At 65.5% G+C, this 18000-nt stretch carries 18 protein-coding genes, 1 tRNA gene and 1 pseudogene; 16 read left to right on the top strand and 4 right to left on the bottom strand.

Annotation, left to right across the window (positions count from 1 at the left end; translation table 11 throughout):
* On the top strand, positions 1 to 240 hold the full coding sequence (locus ACI3EV_RS10035; RefSeq protein WP_329769326.1) for a sulfurtransferase TusA family protein: 240 nt from the start codon (positions 1 to 3) through the stop codon (positions 238 to 240).
* A gap of 15 nt (positions 241 to 255) precedes the next feature.
* Here ACI3EV_RS10035 and upp read toward each other — a convergent pair whose 3' ends face one another.
* Positions 256 to 885, bottom strand: coding sequence for a uracil phosphoribosyltransferase (gene upp / locus ACI3EV_RS10030; RefSeq protein ID WP_329769325.1), 630 nt, complete (start codon positions 883 to 885; stop codon positions 256 to 258).
* 17 nt (positions 886 to 902) lie between these two features.
* The gene (locus tag ACI3EV_RS10025) at positions 903 to 2414 is read right to left on the bottom strand and encodes a helicase HerA-like domain-containing protein (protein WP_337690163.1); all 1512 of its coding nucleotides are present in this window, start codon (positions 2412 to 2414) and stop codon (positions 903 to 905) included.
* A 91-nt stretch (positions 2415 to 2505) separates the two neighbouring features.
* On the opposite strand from ACI3EV_RS10025, the gene ACI3EV_RS10020 reads away from it, so the two are divergent.
* From ACI3EV_RS10020 to rng, 9 genes and pseudogenes are all read left to right on the top strand, one after another.
* Positions 2506 to 3237 carry a YebC/PmpR family DNA-binding transcriptional regulator gene (locus ACI3EV_RS10020; RefSeq protein WP_329769323.1) on the top strand — a complete coding sequence of 244 codons (732 nt, stop codon included), beginning with the start codon at positions 2506 to 2508 and terminating at the stop codon, positions 3235 to 3237.
* 3 nt (positions 3238 to 3240) lie between these two features.
* On the top strand, positions 3241 to 4560 hold the full coding sequence (gene purD / locus ACI3EV_RS10015; RefSeq protein WP_329769321.1) for a phosphoribosylamine--glycine ligase: 1320 nt from the start codon (positions 3241 to 3243) through the stop codon (positions 4558 to 4560).
* 47 nt (positions 4561 to 4607) lie between these two features.
* A complete protein-coding gene (locus tag ACI3EV_RS10010; RefSeq protein ID WP_337690168.1) occupies positions 4608 to 5249 on the top strand; it encodes a 1-acyl-sn-glycerol-3-phosphate acyltransferase in 642 nt (213 codons plus the stop codon).
* A 26-nt stretch (positions 5250 to 5275) separates the two neighbouring features.
* Positions 5276 to 6217 (top strand): oxygen-dependent coproporphyrinogen oxidase, encoded by a 942-nt coding sequence (hemF, locus tag ACI3EV_RS10005; RefSeq protein WP_337690170.1) that lies wholly within the window; start codon positions 5276 to 5278, stop codon positions 6215 to 6217.
* Between the two features lie 2 nt (positions 6218 to 6219).
* Positions 6220 to 6810, top strand: a pseudogene (nadD, locus tag ACI3EV_RS10000) (nicotinate (nicotinamide) nucleotide adenylyltransferase); the annotation flags it as partial.
* Positions 6811 to 6969: 159 nt separating this feature from the next.
* On the top strand, positions 6970 to 7581 hold the full coding sequence (gene rsfS, locus ACI3EV_RS09995) for a ribosome silencing factor (RefSeq protein ID WP_329769803.1): 612 nt from the start codon (positions 6970 to 6972) through the stop codon (positions 7579 to 7581).
* A gap of 30 nt (positions 7582 to 7611) precedes the next feature.
* Positions 7612 to 8094: a 23S rRNA (pseudouridine(1915)-N(3))-methyltransferase RlmH gene (gene rlmH / locus ACI3EV_RS09990; protein ID WP_329769316.1), complete on the top strand. Its 483-nt coding sequence runs from the start codon at positions 7612 to 7614 to the stop codon at positions 8092 to 8094.
* A 5-nt stretch (positions 8095 to 8099) separates the two neighbouring features.
* The gene (locus ACI3EV_RS09985; RefSeq protein ID WP_329769802.1) at positions 8100 to 8714 is read left to right on the top strand and encodes a Maf family protein; all 615 of its coding nucleotides are present in this window, start codon (positions 8100 to 8102) and stop codon (positions 8712 to 8714) included.
* Between the two features lie 40 nt (positions 8715 to 8754).
* The gene (gene rng / locus ACI3EV_RS09980; RefSeq protein ID WP_329769315.1) at positions 8755 to 10263 is read left to right on the top strand and encodes a ribonuclease G; all 1509 of its coding nucleotides are present in this window, start codon (positions 8755 to 8757) and stop codon (positions 10261 to 10263) included.
* Between the two features lie 18 nt (positions 10264 to 10281).
* Here the strand turns inward: rng and ACI3EV_RS09975 are convergent, their stop codons facing one another.
* A complete protein-coding gene (locus ACI3EV_RS09975) occupies positions 10282 to 12249 on the bottom strand; it encodes an ABC transporter transmembrane domain-containing protein (RefSeq protein WP_337690174.1) in 1968 nt (655 codons plus the stop codon).
* Positions 12250 to 12477: 228 nt separating this feature from the next.
* Between ACI3EV_RS09975 and tolB the strand changes: the two genes are divergently transcribed.
* The 5 genes from tolB to ACI3EV_RS09950 all read left to right on the top strand — a co-directional run bounded on the left by tolB (position 12478) and on the right by ACI3EV_RS09950 (position 16055).
* Positions 12478 to 13761 (top strand): Tol-Pal system beta propeller repeat protein TolB, encoded by a 1284-nt coding sequence (gene tolB / locus ACI3EV_RS09970; protein ID WP_337690177.1) that lies wholly within the window; start codon positions 12478 to 12480, stop codon positions 13759 to 13761.
* Positions 13762 to 13833: 72 nt separating this feature from the next.
* Positions 13834 to 14325, top strand: a complete 492-nt coding sequence (locus ACI3EV_RS09965; protein ID WP_337690179.1) for an OmpA family protein — start codon at positions 13834 to 13836, stop codon at positions 14323 to 14325.
* A 29-nt stretch (positions 14326 to 14354) separates the two neighbouring features.
* Positions 14355 to 15134 (top strand): tol-pal system protein YbgF, encoded by a 780-nt coding sequence (ybgF, locus tag ACI3EV_RS09960; RefSeq protein ID WP_337690181.1) that lies wholly within the window; start codon positions 14355 to 14357, stop codon positions 15132 to 15134.
* Entirely contained in the window at positions 15134 to 15940 is an 807-nt protein-coding gene (locus ACI3EV_RS09955; RefSeq protein ID WP_337690562.1) for a tRNA threonylcarbamoyladenosine dehydratase, read from the top strand. Before ybgF ends, ACI3EV_RS09955 begins: the two co-directional genes overlap by 1 nt.
* 39 nt (positions 15941 to 15979) lie before the next feature.
* Positions 15980 to 16055 (top strand) — tRNA-Lys (locus ACI3EV_RS09950).
* Between the two features lie 136 nt (positions 16056 to 16191).
* On the opposite strand, the gene ACI3EV_RS09945 is transcribed toward ACI3EV_RS09950, so the two are convergent.
* On the bottom strand, positions 16192 to 17094 hold the full coding sequence (locus tag ACI3EV_RS09945) for a LysR family transcriptional regulator (RefSeq protein ID WP_329769307.1): 903 nt from the start codon (positions 17092 to 17094) through the stop codon (positions 16192 to 16194).
* 118 nt (positions 17095 to 17212) lie between these two features.
* Between ACI3EV_RS09945 and ACI3EV_RS09940 the strand changes: the two genes are divergently transcribed.
* On the top strand, positions 17213 to 17923 hold the full coding sequence (locus ACI3EV_RS09940; RefSeq protein ID WP_337690183.1) for a pirin family protein: 711 nt from the start codon (positions 17213 to 17215) through the stop codon (positions 17921 to 17923).
* Positions 17924 to 18000 lie beyond the last annotated feature (77 nt).

Here is an 18000-nt window from a genome sequence, read left to right as displayed (position 1 = left end):
ATGACGACTGATATTGCTTTCGACGTTGAACTCGACGCCAGCGGCCTGAGCTGTCCGCTGCCCATCCTCAAGGCCAAGAAGGCGCTGAACACGCTGGAAAGCGGCCAGGTGCTGAAAATCATCACCACCGATCCCGGTGCGCTGCGCGATTTCCAGGCCTTTGCCGTGCAGACTGGCAATGCCTTGCTGGGCCAGCAGGAAGCGGGCGCCAGTTGCACCCACTACCTGAAGCGCCGCTGAGCGGCTGCCGATCGCTCAGAGCGTGCCAAAGATGCGGTCGCCCGCATCGCCCAGGCCCGGCACGATATAGCCCTTCTCGTTCAGGCCGCGGTCGATCGCCGCGGTGTAGATCGGCACGTCCGGATGCGCCTTGTGCAGCGTGGCAATGCCTTCCGGGCAGGTCAGCAGGCACATGAACTTGATGCTGCGCGGTTTCAGCGCACGGATCTTGTCGAGTGCGGCCACGGCCGAGTTGCCGGTGGCCAGCATCGGATCGACGACGATGGCATCGCGCTCTTCCATGTGGCTCGGCATCTTGAAATAGTATTCGACCGCCTGCAGCGTCTGCGGGTCGCGGTATAGGCCGATATGGCCGACGCGCGCGCCCGGCACGATGCTCAGCATGCCATCCAGCAGGCCGTTGCCGGCGCGCAGGATGCTGATCAGCGCCAGTTTCTTGCCGTCGATGATCTGGCCGGTGGTGGTTTCCAGCGGCGTTTCGACCTCGATCTCCTGCATCGGCATGTCGCGCGTGATTTCGTAGGCCATCAGCGCGCTCAGCTCGTTGAGCAGGCGGCGGAAGGAGCTGGTGCTGGCCTGCTTGTTGCGCATCAGCGTGAGCTTGTGCTGGATCAGCGGGTGGGTGATGTGGTGGACTTCGGACATGGTGGTGTTCCTGCGGATTAGCGGCGGCGGCCCAGGATGCCTCCGAGCACGCCACGGATGATTTCACGGCCGGCGCTGCGCACCGCCGACTTGGCCATCGACTGCACCAGGCCATCGTACTGGCCGCCACGCGGGCCGGTACGGCCAAACAGCGCTTCCTTGACCATGGTGCCCATGCCGCCGAGCATGCCGCTGTCTTCGGCGGCAGCAGCCGCTGCGCCCTTGGAGCCGGCCTTGCCGGCATCAGCTGGCATGGCGCGCTTCTGCATCAGAATCTCGTAGGCGGATTCGCGGTCAATGGTTTTTTCGTAGGTGCCGGCGACCAGCGAACGGGCCATCAGCGACTGGCGCTGTTGCGGCGTGATCGGGCCGATCTGGCTGCCTGGCGGCACGACAAACACGCGCTGCGTGATGCCGGGGCGGCCTTTTTCGTCGAGGAAGCTGACCAGTGCCTCGCCGGTGCCGAGTTCGGTAATGGCTTCGACGATGTTGATGTCGGGATTGCTGCGCATGGTTTCGGCGGTGGCCTTGACCGCCTTCTGGTCACGCGGGGTGAAGGCGCGCAGGGCGTGCTGCACGCGGTTGCCGAGCTGCGCCAGCACGGTATCGGGCACGTCGATCGGGTTCTGCGTGACGAAATAGACGCCCACGCCCTTGGAGCGCACCAGGCGCACCACCAGTTCGATGCGCTCCAGCAGCACCTTGGGCGCGTCGTCGAACAGCAGGTGCGCCTCGTCGAAGAAGAACACCAGCTTCGGCTTTTCCGGATCGCCGATTTCAGGCAGCTGCTCGAACAGCTCGGACAGCAGCCAGAGCAGGAAGCTGCCGTACAGGCGTGGTGCCTGCAGCAGCTTGTCCGAGGCCAGGATGTTGATCATGCCCTTGCCGCCATCGGTCTGCATCAGGTCGGCGATGTCGAGCATGGGCTCGCCAAAGAACTGGTCGCCGCCTTGTGTCTCGAGCTGCAGCAGGCCGCGCTGGATGGCGCCGACGCTGGCGCTGCTGATGTTGCCGTACTCGGTGGTGAACTGCTTGGCGTTCTCGCCCACGTACTGCAGCATGCTGCGCAGGTCCTTCAGGTCGAGCAGCAGCAGGCCGTTGTCGTCGGCAATCTTGAACACCAGGTTGAGCACGCCGCTTTGCGTGTCGTTCAGGTCCAGCATGCGCGACAGCAGCAGCGGGCCCATGTCGCTGATGGTGGTGCGCACCGGGTGGCCCTGCTCGCCGAATACGTCCCAGAAGGTGGTGGGGCAGGCGACCGGTTCGGGCACGGCAATGCCGCGCTCCTGCAGCACGCCGGCCATCTTGCTGCCGATGCTGCCTTGCTGGCTGATGCCGCTCAGATCGCCCTTGATGTCGGTCATGAACACCGGCACGCCGATCGCCGACAAGGATTCGGCCATTTTTTGCAGGGTGACGGTCTTGCCGGTACCGGTGGCGCCGGTAATCAGGCCGTGGCGGTTGGCCAGACCAGGCAGCAAGTAGCAGCTGGTGTGCGAATTCTGGGCGATCAGCAGGGGTTCGGCCATGGAAGTGCTCCGTGCAACGGGATCAAAAGTAGAATGCTGGGTGTTGCAGCAAGGGCTAACCCCCCAGAAAGAATACAGAGGATTATCCACCATGGCAGGTCATAGCAAATGGGCCAACATCCAGCATCGCAAAGGTCGTCAGGACGAAAAGCGCGGCCGTATCTGGACGCGCCTGATCCGTGAAATCATTGTGGCGGCGCGTCAGGGTGGCGGCGATCTGAACGCCAACCCGCGTCTGCGCCTGGCGGTAGACAAGGCCAAGGCCGCCAACATGCCGGCCGACAACATCAAGCGCAATATCGACAAGGCCACCGGCAACCTCGAGGGCGTGCAGTACGAGGAAATCCGCTACGAAGGCTACGGCATCGGCGGTGCCGCCGTCATGGTGGACACGATGACCGACAACCGCGTGCGTACCGTGGCCGAAGTGCGTCACATCCTGAGCAAGAACGGCGGCAACCTGGGCACCGAAGGCTCGGTGGTGTTCCAGTTCAAGCACTGCGGCCAGCTGTTTTTTGCCCCCGGCACCGATGAAGACAAGGTGATGGAAGTGGCGCTCGAATCCGGCGCCGAAGACGTGATCACCGATGACGATGGCGCGATCGAGGTGCTGACGCCGCCGGCCGAGTTCGAGGCGGTGAAGAACGCGCTCGAGGCCGCCGGCCTGGTGCCGGAGCTGGCAGAAGTCACCATGCGTGCCGAAAACAGCATTGCGCTCACCGGCGAAGATGCTGCCAAAATGCAAAAACTGCTCGACATGCTCGAGGATCAGGACGACGTGCAGAACGTCTACCACAACGCTGAACTGGATCTGGGAGAGTAAACGATGCAAGTACTGGTGATTGGCGGCGGTGGCCGCGAACATGCGCTGGCCTGGAAACTGGCGCAATCCGAACGCGTCAACAAGGTCTATGTGGCGCCCGGCAACGGTGGCACCGCGCACGAGAACAAGCTCGAAAACCTGCCGCCCATGGATCTGGACACGCTGTGCCAGTGGGCGCTGCAGCACAAGATCGAACTCACCGTGGTTGGCCCCGAGGCACCGCTGGCAGGCGGCGTGGTGGACAAGTTCCGCGCTGCCGGCCTGCGCATCTTCGGCCCTACGCAACAGGCGGCCCAGCTGGAAAGCTCCAAGGCCTTCAGCAAGGATTTCATGCAGCGCCACGGCATCCCGACGGCGGCGTTTGACACCTTTACCGATCCTGCCGCAGCCCATGCCTACGTGGACAAGCTGGGCGCGCCCATCGTGATCAAGGCCGATGGCCTGGCCGCCGGCAAGGGCGTGGTAGTGGCGATGACGCTGCAGGAAGCGCATGACGCCATCGATTTCATGCTGGTCGACAACACCCTGGGCGTGCAGCACAACGAGGGCGGTGCCCGCGTGGTGATCGAGGAATTCCTGCAGGGCGAAGAAGCCAGCTTCATGGTGGTGTGTGACGGTACGGAAGTGGTGGCGCTGGCCACCAGCCAGGACCACAAGCGCCTGCAGGACAACGACCAGGGCCCGAACACCGGCGGCATGGGTGCCTATTCCCCGGCACCCATCGTCACGGCCGACGTGCACGCGCGCGCCATGCGCGAGGTGATCCTGCCGACGCTGCGCGGCATGGCCAAGGACGGCATCCCCTACACTGGCTTCCTCTACGCCGGCCTGATGATCAGCCCCGAAGGCCAGCTCAAGACGCTGGAATTCAACTGCCGCATGGGCGACCCGGAAACCCAGCCGATCCTGATGCGCCTCAAGTCCGACCTGGTCGAGCTGCTGATGGCGGCGACCGAACCGGCTACCGGTACCGGCAAGCACCTGGCCGACGTCGAGCCGCAGTGGGACCGTCGTGTCGCGCTGGGCGTGGTGGTGGCTGCTCCGGGTTATCCGATGCACCCGCGTACCGGCGAGGCCATCTGCCAGCTGCCGCAGGATGTCGAGGAAGAACTCAAGGTATTCCATGCCGGCACGCGCCTGCAGGAAGACGGCACGCTGGTAAGCAGCGGTGGCCGCGTGCTGTGCGTGACGGCGCTGGCCGACAGCGTGCGCCAGGCGCAGGCCAAGGCCTATGCCGCAATGCAGGAAGTGCAGCTGCCGCAGATGCAGTTCCGTACCGATATCGGCTTCCGCGCCGTGCCTTCGACCGTTTCGCAGGCATGACCGGGCCGGAGGTGACGCCGCCGGCAGCGGCAACAGGAACAGGACGCATGCGGGGTCTGCAGGTCTATCCGATGCCGGCGCAGCCGGTCTTTCCCGGTCGTGGCAGCAAGCTGGCCGGCAAGATGCTGCAATGGCTGGGCTGGAAGTCCTACTTCAATGGCCTGCCCGAGACGCGTGGCCTGGTCGTGGTCTATCCGCACACCTCCAACTGGGATTTTCCGGTCGGCCTGCTGTTCAAGTGGGCGATTGGCGTACCCTTCCGTTTCTGGATCAAGGACAGCGTGGTGAACGTGCCGGTGCTGGGCAACTGGATCCGCGCGATTGGTGGCGTTGCCATCAATCGCCGCGCCGCGCATGGCGTGGTCGAGGAAACCGTGGCGCAGATGCGCCAGGCCGATTTCTTCTGGCTGGCCGTCACGCCCGAGGGCACGCGCAGCAAGACCAATGGCTGGCGTACCGGTTTCTACCACCTGTGGCGCGCCGCCGATTGTCCGCTCGGCCTGGCTTTTATTGATTTTGGCAAGAAGGAGGTCGGCGTGCAGCACTTCGCACGCTGCAGCGGTGACATGGAGGCCGATTTTGCCGGCCTGGCCGAGTATTACGCCGGCCGCTCCGGCTACCACCCCGACAACGCGGCGCCAGTGCGCCCGTTTGACCGCCAGGCTTCCCGCGACGGCTCCAGGTCCTGAGCCGCCCGCATTTTCCGGATATCCGCATGACAGATTCCCTGACCGCAGCGGCCGACACCCAGGCCGTGCTGAGCTATCTCACCGGCCTGCAACAGCGCATCACCGATGCCGTGGCCGCCTTTGAACCCGAAGCCCGCTTTGTCGTGGACGACTGGCAGAAGGCGCCGGGCGAGCTGCTGCAGGGCCGTGGCCGCACCATGATCCTGGAAGGCGGCGAGGTGTTCGAGCGCGCCGGCGTCGGCCTGTCGCATGTGCGCGGCCCGCAGCTGCCGCCCTCGGCGACGCAGCATCGCCCGGAGCTGGCCGGTGCGCCGTTCGAGGCCATGGGCGTGTCGCTGGTGTTCCACCCGCGCAACCCCTACGTGCCCACCGTGCACATGAACGTGCGCATGCTGGCGGCCTTGCCGGCTGGCGGCAGCCCGGTGTGCTGGTTTGGCGGCGGCATGGACCTGACGCCGTACTACGGTCAGCGTGAAGACTGCGTGCATTTCCACCAGACCTGCCACGATGCGCTGCAACCGTTTGGCGAGGACAAGTACCCGCGCTTCAAGCGATGGTGCGACGAATATTTCTACCTGAAGCACCGCCAGGAGCAACGCGGCGTAGGTGGCATCTTCTTTGACGATTTCTCCGAGTTCGACCACGCACGCAACTTTGCCATGCTGCAGGCGGTCGGCGACGGCTTCCTGCCGGCCTATATCCCGATCGTGCAGCGCCGCAAGGACCAGGCCTGGGGCGAGCGCGAGCGCAGCTTCCAGCTCTATCGCCGTGGCCGCTATGTCGAATTCAACCTGGTCTGGGACCGTGGCACGCACTTCGGCCTGCAGTCCGGTGGCCGTACCGAATCGATCCTGCTGTCGATGCCGCCGCAGGCCAGCTGGGCCTATCGCCGTGGCGAGCAGCCGGGCAGTGCCGAGGCGCGCCTGTATACCGAGTTCCTGCCGCGGCAGGACTGGCTGGCGGCCTGACTATGCCCATCAAGCGAATCGGCATTTACGGCGGTGCCTTTGACCCGCCGCACCTGGCCCATGTGGGGCTGGCGGCGGCGGCTGTGGCGCAGCTGCAGCTGGACCTGCTGTATGTGGTGCCCACCGGCCAGCCCTGGATGAAGCAGCGCCGGCTGAGCGCCTCGCGTCACCGCATGGTGATGGCGCAGCTGGCGTTTGCCAGCCTGCCGCAGGTGCAGGTGGACGATTGCGAGGTGCAGCGCGGCACCATCACCTACACCATCGATACCCTGCAGGAGCTGCAGGAGCGCCATGCCGCGCGGCATGAACAGGAAGTCGAATGGTTCCTGCTGATGGGGCAGGACCTGCTGCTGACACTGCCGCAATGGCAGCGCGCCGAAGACCTGCTGCGGCAGGTGACGGTGGCAGTGCTGTGTCGCCCCGACGGCCAGCAGGGCAGCGGCCAGCTGGAGCTGGACCTGCAGCAGTTGCGCCAGCAGCTGCCGGCCCTGCGCACCGAAGTGCTGCAGCTACCGCCCAGCGATTTCAGCTCCACCCGCATCCGCGCCGGCGTGCTGGAGCGTGAGCACGAAAGCCCCGAGCAGCTGGAGGACTGGCTGCAAACCCTTGTGCCCCCAGCCGTAGCACAGTATATTGCGCACCATAAACTTTATCTTTCACCAGACACCCTGATGGCCACTGAACGTTCCGCAGTCAAGAAGACCCCTCCCAAGCCGCCCGTCCGCGAGGCAAATCCCGAAACCGATCTGCCCATGGGCGATGACGGCATTGCCGAAGACAGCCCGGCTGCGGCCAAGATGATCCAGAAGCTGCAGCGCGCCATCGTCGATGGCCTGGAGGATGTGAAGGCCCAGAACATCGTGGTCTACAACACGGCGCACCTGTCGCCGCTGTTCGAACGCGTGATCATCGCTTCCGGTACCTCCAACCGCCAGACCAAGGCGCTGGCCTCCAGCGTGCGCGATGCCGTGCGCGAAGCCGGCTTTCCCAAGCCGCGCAGCGAAGGCGAGGAAAACGGCGAGTGGATCATCGTGGACTGCGGCAGCGCCGTGGTGCACGTGATGCAGCCGGCGATCCGCCAGTACTACATGCTGGAAGACATCTGGGGCGAGAAGCCGGTGCGCATGCGCCTGGGCAAGCCCGCCGCCAGCCGTCGCCAGCCCGCTGCCGCCAAGCCTGCCACGGCAGCCAAGCCCGCGGCAGCGCGCAAGCCGCGCGCCACTACGGCCAAGCCGGCTGCTGATGCCGCCACGACGGAGGCCAAGCCCGCCACTACGCCGCGCCGCCGTACCGCCAGCGCTGCACCCGAGGTCAAGCTGATCGTCGGCAAGACCGTGGGCAGCAAGCCGGTCGGCAAGGCCTGAGCGGGCGGCACGGATTCCCGCAGGCTGGCCATGAAACTGGTCATCGTGGCCGTGGGCCAGAAAATGCCGGACTGGGCGCAGACCGCGTTTGACGATTACGCCAAGCGCTTTCCGCCCGAGTTGCGGCTGGATTGCCGCACCGTCAAGACCGAACCGCGCAGCGGCGGCAAGACCCCCCAGCAGATGATGCAGGCCGAGATGCAGCGCATCGAGGCCGCCATCGACGGCGGCACGCAGAAAGGCCGCCGCGTGGTGGCACTGGACGAGCGCGGTACCGCACTCACCACCAGGGCGCTGGCCGAGCGCCTGCACGGCTGGCAGCAGCAGGGCGATGACGTGGCGCTGCTGATTGGCGGGCCGGACGGCCTGCACCCCGACCTGCGCCAGCAGGCGCATGAGCGCATCCGCCTGTCCGACATGACGTTGCCGCACGCCATGGCGCGTGTGTTGCTGGTGGAGCAGCTGTACCGCGCCTGGTCGGTGAATGCCGGCCATCCTTACCACCGCGAATAAGCATGTTGCAGGATTTTGTCTACCTGGCCTCGCAAAGCCCGCGCCGCCGCCAGCTGCTGGAGCAGATCGGCGTGGCGCATCAATTGCTGCTGCCCGGCCCCGAAGAAGATGCCGAAAGCCTGGAAGCCGAGCTGCCAGGCGAGCTGGCACATGCCTATGTGCAGCGCGTGACCCGGCTCAAGCTCGAAGCCGCGGTGCGACGCTGGCAGGCGCGCGGCCTGCCGCCGGCGCCCATCCTGTGTGCCGATACCACGGTCACGCTGGACGAGCGCATCCTCGGCAAGCCGGCCGACGACGGCCAGGCGCTGGAGATGCTGCGCCGCCTGTCCGGCCGCCGGCACCAGGTGCTGACGGCCGTCGCCATCGCGCTGTCGCAGGCCGATGGCGTGCGCATGGAGCAGGCGCTGTCCGAATCCGAAGTGGTGTTCGATACGCTGGACGAGGCGCGCATGGCCGCTTATGTGCAGACTGGCGAGCCGTTTGGCAAGGCCGGCGGCTATGGCGTGCAGGGCCATGCCGCCACGTTGATCACGCGCATCGAGGGCAGCTTCTCCGGCATCATGGGATTGCCGCTGTTCGAAACCGCCCGGTTGTTGCGCACTTTCGGGTGGACAATATGAGCATCGGCCTGCGACAGTCGCAGGCGCTGGATTCTCATTCATGCAACAAGACATTCTGATCAACTGGTCTCCGCAGGAGACCCGGGCGGCCGTCGTCGAAAACGGCGTGGTGCAGGAACTGCACGTGGAGCGCGAGCTGCAGCGCGGCCTGGTGGGTAATATCTATCTGGGCAAGGTAGCACGCGTGTTGCCCGGCATGCAATCGGCATTCATCGATATCGGCCTGGAGCGCGCCGCCTTCCTGCACGTGGCCGACGTCTGGCAGCGTGGCCAGGGTCGTGACCGGCGCGAGGAAGAGGGCGAACGCTCGCAGCAGGCACCCAAGCCGATCGAGAAACTGGTGTTTGAAGGCCAGACGCTGATGGTGCAGGTGATCAAGGACCCGCTCGGCAGCAAGGGCGCGCGCCTGTCCACCCATATCAGCATCGCCGGTCGCCTGATGGTGCACCTGCCGCGTGACGACGGCAGCATTGGCGTATCGCAGAAGATTGCACTGGAGCAGCGCGATGTCCTGCGCCAGCGCGTGCAGCAGCTGATGGAGACGCTGCCGCCCGAGCCCGGGCTGGACCGTCCCGGCGGCTATATCGTGCGCACCAATGCCGAAGACGCGCCCGATACCGACCTGCAGGAAGACATGCTGTATCTGCGCAAGGCCGCGGCGCGCGTGCGCCAGGCCGCGCGTACGCTGCCGGCCCCGTCATTGCTGCACCAGGACCTGAACCTGATGCAGCGCGTGCTGCGCGACATGGTGGATGAGCACACCGCCAGCGTACGCATCGATTCGCGCACGCAGCATGCGGTGCTGCTGGCGTTTGGCCAGACCTTCATGCCGAACGCGGTGCAGAAGCTGGCGCTGTACAGCGGCGAGCGGCCGATTTTTGACCTCTACAACATCGACGAGGAAGTGGCGCAGGCGATGGGCCGCCGCGTGGACCTGAAATCCGGCGGCTATCTGGTGATGGACCAGACCGAGGCGCTGACCACGATCGACGTCAACACCGGTGGTTTTGTCGGCACGCGCAATTTCGACGAGACCATCTTCAAGACCAACCTGGAGGCGGCGCAGGCGATTGCGCGCCAGCTGCGGCTGCGCAACCTGGGCGGCATCATCATCGTGGACTTTATCGACATGCAGCGTGCCGAGCATCGCGAGGGCGTGCTGGCCGAATTGCGCAAGCAGCTGCAACGCGACCGCATCAAGACCACGGTGGGGGATTTTTCGCAGCTGGGGCTGCTGGAGATGACGCGCAAGCGCACGCGTGAATCGCTGGAGCGCATGCTGTGCGAACCCTGCCCGGCCTGCGAAGGGCGCGGCACCGTGAAGACACCGCGCAGCGTGGCCTATGAGATCCTGCGCGAGGTGTTGCGCGAGGCGCGACAGTTCCACCCGGCCGAGTTCCGCATCCTGGCGGCGCCGCAGGTGATCGACCTGTTCCTGGACGAGGAAAGCCAGCACCTGGCTTCGCTCAGCGAGTTCATCGGCAAGCCGATCTCGCTGCAGGCCGAGGGCCTGTTCTCGCAGGAACAGTACGACGTGGTGCTGATGTAAGCTGCCGGCCGGCGGCGCTCAATGCGCCAGGCCGTGGTGCTGCAGGCGGGCGTAGGCACCGCCCAGCGCCAGCAGTTCGGCGTGCGTGCCCTGTTCGACGATGCGGCCCTGTTCCATCACCACCACGCGGTCGGCGTGCTCGATGGTGCTCAGGCGGTGTGCCACGATCAGCGTGGTGCGGCCCTGCATCAGGCGCTGCAGCGCTTCCTGCACCAGGCGTTCCGATTCGTTGTCGAGCGCCGAGGTGGCTTCGTCGAGGATCAGGATGGGCGCGTTCTTGTAGATGGCGCGTGCAATCGCCAGGCGCTGGCGCTGGCCGCCGGACAGCTGGGTGGCGTTGTGGCCGACTTCCGTATCGATGCCGGCCGGCAGGCGCGCCACATGGCTGGCCAGATTCGCCGCTTCCAGCGCCTGCTCCACGCGGGCGCGGTCGATCTCCTGGCCCAGCGCCACGTTGGCGGCAATCGTCTGGTTCAGCATCACCACGTCCTGGCTGACCATGGCAATCTGCTGGCGCAGCGCGGCCAGCGGCCATTGGTCCAGCGCGATGCCGTCAAGCTCGACCTGGCCGCCGGTGGGCAGCACAAAGCGCGGCAGCAGGTTGACCAGCGTGGTCTTGCCCGATCCCGAGGGGCCGACCAGCGCCACCACTTCGCCGGGGCGGATCTCCAGGCTGACCTGTTGCAGGGCCGCGCCCTGATCGGCATCGGCCGCCAGCTCGGGCGGAATGCCGGCGCTGGCGGCCTGCTGCTCGCGCGCTTCCAGGCTGTCGTCTGGTTCCGGTGCCTCGACCGGAATCGTGTTGGGCAGGTCATGCGGTGCCACGCCAGGGGATTGCGAGGGGTAGCGCACGGTCACGTTGTCGAAGCGGATCTCGCCGCGCACCTGGGCTGGCAGCGGGCTGCTGGCGGGCGTTTCGGCTTCCTGTTCGGGGCGCACGGTTTCGACCATGGCCAGGCCGCGTTCCAGCGCGGCCACGCCGCGCGTGATCGGGCTGGCGACATCGGCCAGGCGACGGATCGGTGCCACCAGCAGCAGCATGGCAGTGACGAAGGCGACAAAGCCGCCGACCGTGACTTCGCGCTCGCTGCCCTGCAGCGACTGGGATTGCCACAGCGCAATCGTCAGCACGCCGGACAGGGCGATGGCGGCGACCGACTGCGTCAGCGGCGTCATCGCGGCGCTGGCGACGGTGGACTTGAGTGCCAGCTGGCGCAGCTTGCGGCTGAGGATGTGGAAACGGCCCGCCTGCTGTTCCTGTGCGCCATGCAGGCGCACCATGCGGTGTGCCAGCACGTTTTCCTCGACCACGTAGGCGAGTTCATCAGTGGCTTTCTGGCTCTGCTTGGCCAAGCCGTAGAGGCGGCGTGACAGCTTGCGCATGACCCAGGACATGCCGGGCACCAGGATCACGATCACCATGGTGAGCTGCCAGTTGAGATAGAGCAGGTAGCCGACCAGCGCCACCAGCGTGCAGAAGTCGCGCGTCATGCCCATCAGCGCCTGCACCAGCTGGGTGGCGCCGTTCTGCACCTCGTAGACCACGGTGTTGGACAGGCTGCTGGCCGACTGGCGTGCGAACAGGCCGAGATCGGCATCGAGCAGGCGGCCGAACATTTCGCGGCGCAGTTTGACCATGCCGTCGTTGGCGATGCGGGACAGCGCGTACTGGGCGATAAAGCCGCCGACGCCGCGCACGATGAACAGGAACAGCACGGCGGCCGGCACCAGCCAGATATTCAGCGTGCCATCGGTAAAGCCATGGTCCAGCAGCGGCTTGAGCAGCGCCGGCACCGCCGGTTCGGTCAGCGCGCTGAGCACCGTGGCCAGTACGGCAATCACCCACCATTTGGGATCGGCACCGAAATAGGCGGCGACACGGCGCAAGCGCACCAGCAGCGAATGCTGGCTGGGAACAAAGTCGGAGGCAGTGCTGCCCCGATGCGTGGTGGCGCTGTCAGCAGCACCCTGGGGGGAATCGTTCATGGCAGTCCGGTGACAGGGAATGCCTGCATTGTAGTGCGCGCGTGCGACGCGGGCCGGACATGCAGGGTGTCGCCATTGCTTACCCTTTGTAACCCGTTGCGCAGCCAGTCTGTCACGGGCATGGCCTACCATGTTCCGATCGCGACGGCTGCCGGCATGTTGCCAGCGGCCAGTCATCGCCTGTTGTGCTGCTGATTGGTGGCAGTGCTGTTTGTCATGTAGATGCCGATGTTCCGTCCCTCCTTGTCCCGCCCGCTGTGGCGCTCTTTCTGGATCCTGCTGGCCGGCCTGCTGCTGTCCCTGACGGCACAGGCGCAATTCCGTGTGGAAGTCACCGGTGCCGGCATCAGCCAGTACCCGATCACGCTGTCGCCGTTCCGTGGCGAAGCCAGCGCGCCGCAGCAGCCTTCCGGCATCATCCTGGCCAACCTGTTGCGCAGCGGCCTGTTCAAGTCGGTGCCGGTGAGCAGCGAACAGCTCGATGCTGCCAGCCGCCCGGCGCTGGCCGTGTTCCGCGAGGCGGGGTCGGATTACCTGGTGGCCGGCAACGTGCAGCGCCAGGGCAATGGCTGGCAGCTGCAGGTACGCCTGTGGGATGTGGTGCAGCAACGCGACATGGGCTCGCAGACCTATGCCGTGGCAGCGGCCGACCTGCGCCTGGCCGCGCATCGCGCCAGCGACTGGATCTACCAGCAGATCACCGGCCGGCAAGGCGTGTTTTCCAGTCGGTTGTCCTATGTGACCAAGGCCGGTGGCCGCCATACGTTGTGGGTGTCCGATGCCGATGGTGAAGGTGCGCAGCCGGCGCTGGCCAGCAACCACCCGATCATCTCGCCGAGCTGGTCGCCCGATGGCAGCCGCCTGGCCTATGTGTCCTTCGAACTCGGCAAGCCGGTGGTGTTCGTGCACAACGTGCGTACCGGCCAGCGCCAGCAGGTCGCCAACTTCAAGGGCTCCAACAGCGCGCCGGCCTGGTCGCCCGATGGCAGCCAGCTGTTGGTGACGCTGACGCGTGACGGCGGCTCGCACCTGTACCTGCTTCCGGCGACTGGCGGCCAGCCGCGCCAGCTGACCAGTGGCAGCAGCATCAATACCGAAGCGCGCTTCAGCCCGGACGGCCGCAGCATCTACTTTGTCAGCGACCGTGGCGGCGCACCGCAGATCTACCGCATGCCGGCCAGTGGCGGCGATGCCCAGCGCGTGACTTGGCAGGGCGGCTACAACATTTCGCCTACCGTCAGCGCCGATGGCCAGTTGCTGGCCTACATCACGCGCAGCGGCGGCTTCAAGCTGGCGGTGATGGACTTGCGCGATGGCAGCGTGCAGCTGGTGACTGATACCGCGCACGACGAACGCCCGAGCTTTGCCCCGAACGGCCGCATGCTGGTGTACGCTACCCGCATCGGCGGCCAGAAGACCCTGATGACGACCACGGTGGACGGCAGCATCAAGACCCGTCTGGCGGGTCGTCAGGGAGAATTGCGGGAGCCGGCCTGGGCTCCGCTGCAGTAATTGACTACGCGGCAGCCCGGCAGGGTTGCCATGACCGGCCTTGTGCCACCTTATATAGATTGGAGATAGCCCATGCAACGCGCCCTCTTGACCCTGGCACTCACCGCCGCCCTGGCCGCCTGTTCTTCCGCCCCCAAGACCGGAGCCGATGCCGCCGGCAACCAGGCTGGCAGCACCGGCCAGAGCACCGTCACGCCGGTTGGCGTTGGCCAGGCCGATGGTACGCGCGGCGGCCCGCAGGACGTGGCGCGCACCGTGTTCTTCGACTTTGACAGCTACAGCGTGCGCCCCGATGCGCGCCCGGTGGTGGAAGGCCAGGCGCGCTGGCTGAATGCCAACCGTGGCACCGGCGTGGTGCTGGAAGGCCATACCGATGAAATCGGGGGCAGCGAATACAATCTGGCGCTGGGCCAGCGTCGTGCCGAAGCGGTACGCCGTGCCCTGGTGCTGCAAGGCGTGCAAGATAGCCAGATCGAGGCCGTGAGTTTTGGCAAGGAGCAGCCGGCGGTGCCGGGCGCCGGCAATGACGAGCGCAACCGCCGCGTGGAGTTCCGCTACCGCTGAACCCGTCCCACCCGAGGAATGGACAAGGAATGATCCCGAGATATCTGAAATCGCGTACCGTGCTGGTAGCGGCGTTGTCGCTGGCAGCGCTGCAGCCGGCACAGGCGCAGCTGTTTGGCGACAACGAGGCCCGTCGTGCCATTCTGGACTTGCGCGAGCGCTACCAGGGCATGCAACAGGAAATGACCGGCATGCGCAGCAGCGTGCAGCAGATGCAGGGCCAGATCGATACCCTGCAGACCGAATTGGCACGCTCCCGCGGACGCGAGGAGCAGCTGACGCGTGAACTGAACGAGCTCCAGGAGCGCCACACCGACCTGGCGCGCGCCATGACCGAGCAGCCTGCGGCGGCCCCGGCGGCTCCTGCGCCCAAGGCGGCTGCGGCAGTTGCAACCCGGCCGGCGGCCGACAAGCCGGCCGCCAGTGCTGAGGCCGATGATGGCCAGGACGTGTTTGATGCCGCGCTGGCGCATTTCCGCAAGGCCGATTACGCTCGTGCCCAGACCGGCTTCCGCAACTACCTGAACCAGTATCCGCGTGGCGAAGAAGCGATTGCGGCACGCTACTGGCTGGGCAACTCCGATTACGCATTGCGCAACTACCAGTCGGCCATGGGCCATTTCCAGACCGTGGTGCGTCAGGCGCCGAATCACGAGCGTGCGCCCGAGGCCATGTTGTCCATTGCCAACTGCCAGATCGGCCTGAAGAATACCGCTGGCGCACGCAGCACGCTGCAGCAGCTGATTGCGCGCTACCCGTCTTCCGAAGCGGCTGGCGTGGGTCGTGACCGGCTGGCGCGACTGAAATGATGGACGCGATGGAGTTGCCGGTGCAGGTGGATGCCGGGCGCCGCTTTGGCGGCGTGGCGCGCCTGTATGGCCAGCAGGGTGCAGACCGCATCGCGGCCGCGCACGTGCTGGTGGTCGGCATTGGCGGCGTTGGTTCCTGGGCGGCCGAGGCACTGGCGCGCACCGGCATCGGCAAGCTGACGCTGGTAGACATGGACCACGTGGCCGAATCGAATATCAACCGCCAGATCCACGCTGCCGACCGCACGCTGGGCCAGGCCAAGATCGAGGCCATGCAGCAGCGCATTGCCAGCTACCACCCGGATTGCCAGGTGCAGCTGATTGATGATTTTGTCGATCCCGACAACTGGCTGGGGCTGGTGCCGTCTGATGTCGATGGCGTGATTGATGCCTGCGACCAGATGGCGGCCAAAACCGCCATGGCGGCCTGGGCACGCCGTTGCAAGCTGCCTTTCATTACCGTGGGCGCGGCGGGCGGCAAACAGCAGGCCGAACTGATGCAGATCGATGACCTGTCGCGTGTGACCCACGATCCCTTGCTGGCACAGCTGCGTTATCGCCTGCGCAAGCAGTACGGCGCGCCGCGAGACGGCAAGCGCATGGACGTGGCTTGTGTCTTCAGCCGCGAACCCGTGCGCATGCCCGAAGCCTGTGAAACCGGGGCCGACAGCCCTGATGGCAGCCTGAATTGCAGCGGCTACGGCTCGGCCGTGGCGGTGACGGCGAGTTTCGGCATGGCAGCGGCAGGGTGGATGTTGAAAAAAATTTCCACACCACTTGTCAAAACCGAAAAAACCTCGCTATAATTTCAGCTTCTGTGATCGATAAGACAACAGAAGCCGAGTGGGTCGTTAGCTCAGTTGGTAGAGCAGCGGACTTTTAATCCGTTGGTCGCGTGTTCGAGTCACGCACGACCCACCACCCATTCAAGGCCTTGAACGCGAGTTCAAGGCCTTTTTTGTTGCCTGCCGCAGATCTTGCGGTGATTGCAGTGCTTTATCGCCGCAGAATTTGCGGTGATAACGTCAGGGTGGCACTTGTGACTACGTACGGCATGTCAGCCTGCTTCCCCCAGCCGCCCCACCAGATACTCCATCAGCGCCTGCACCCGCGCCGGCCTTCTGCGTCCCGGCGGCGTGACCAGATGCAGCGCCAGCTCCTCGATCTGCCAGTCCTCCATGGCGGTGTCCAGGCGGCCGGCGGCGAGGTCGTCATCGACGAGGAATTCGGGCTGTAGCGCCAGGCCGAGGCCGGCGAGCAGGGCGGGGGTAAGGCCTTCGGCGTTGTTGGCCTGGATTTGCGCCGGCACTTCCTGCTGGTAGTCACCGTGTTCGGCGTGGGTAAAGCGCCAGTGCGCCGGGCTGCGCATCAGGGTGTATTGCAGCGCGCGGTGTTGCGCCAGATCACGCGGGTGCTGCGGCTTGCCGTGTTGCGCAAAGTAGGAGGGCGCACCGACCAGCAACACGCGCATGCGGCAGACGCGGCGCGCCAGCAGGCTGGAATCGTGCAGCTTGGCAATGCGCAGGGCCAGGTCGAAGCGGTCTGCCACCAGATCCACTTGGCGGTCGTCAAACTGGATATCCAGCTGCACTTTCGGATGCTGCTGCATGAAATCCGGCAGCAGTGGCGCCAGCTTGCGGATGCCGAAGGACATGGGTGCCGAGATGCGGATCAGGCCGCGCAGGCTGGTGGACTGTTCGGCAATTTCGGCCTCGACCGCTTCGCCATCCTCCAGGATGCGGCTGGCGCGCTCCAGGGCGGCGTGGCCGCTATCCGTCAGCGTGACGCGGCGCGAGCTGCGGTGGAACAGCGTGGTGCCGATGCGCGCCTCCAGCCGGCTGATGGCCTTGGAGACGGTGGCCTGCGACAGCGAGAAGGCGGTGGCGGTGCGGGCAAAGGAGCCAGTTTCGGCGACCTTGGCAAAAATCGCCCAGGCTTCGAGATCGGGAAGTTTCTGCATGGTGTGGCCTTGCATGATGAAGGAATTGGAAAGAATGATATTCCATCTTTCGGATTCTCAAGTGATGCTGAAAAATCTACACTGGAGTCATCGTAAACATACACCCAAGGACACTGACATGATTGAACGACGCAGCCTCGACAGCCTCGGTGCCGCCAACCACGGCTGGCTGGATGCCAAGCACCATTTTTCCTTTGCCGAATACCATGATCCCGACCGCGTGCACTGGGGTGCGCTGCGCGTCTGGAACGACGATGCGATTGCACCGCAGACCGGTTTCCCGCCGCACCCGCATGCCGACATGGAAATCATCACCTATGTGCGCGAAGGCGCCATCACGCATCAGGACAACCTGGGCAACAAGGGCCGTACCGTGGCCGGTGATGTGCAGGTGATGAGCGCCGGCAGCGGCATCCGCCACTCGGAGTACAACCTGGAGTCGGAAACCACGCGCATCTTCCAGATCTGGATTTTCCCGGACCAGCGCGGTGGCGAGCCGTCCTGGGGCACGCAGCCCTTCCCTAAGGGTGACCGTTCTGGCCAGTTTGTCACGCTGGCCAGCGGTATCGCCGGCGACGAAGGCGCCCTGCCGATCCGTGCCCAGGCGCGCGTGCTGGGTGCCACGCTGAAGGCGGGCGAAAGCGTGGAATACCGCTTTGCCGATGCCAGCCGCCACGGCTATCTGGTGCCGGCCAAGGGCCAGGTCGAAGTCAACGGCGTGCCGCTGCAGGCACGTGATGGCGCTGCCATCCGCGACGAGGAACTGATCCGCATCACGGCCAGCGAGGATGCCGAGTTGGTGCTGGTGGATGCCCCGGCCATCGGCTGATGTCCGGTGCATGACCAATCATGTCAAGAATGGAAAGAAAGAATTTCCATCTTGACGATTCCGTAGGCAAGTTGCTT

Origin of the sequence: Allobrachymonas wangyanguii (genome assembly GCF_045055315.1) — a bacterium.
Taxonomy (GTDB): domain Bacteria; phylum Pseudomonadota; class Gammaproteobacteria; order Burkholderiales; family Burkholderiaceae_C; genus Brachymonas; species Brachymonas wangyanguii.
The sequence above is the reverse complement of the archived record's forward strand: the minus strand, read 5'-3'. Positions and strand labels throughout refer to the sequence as shown.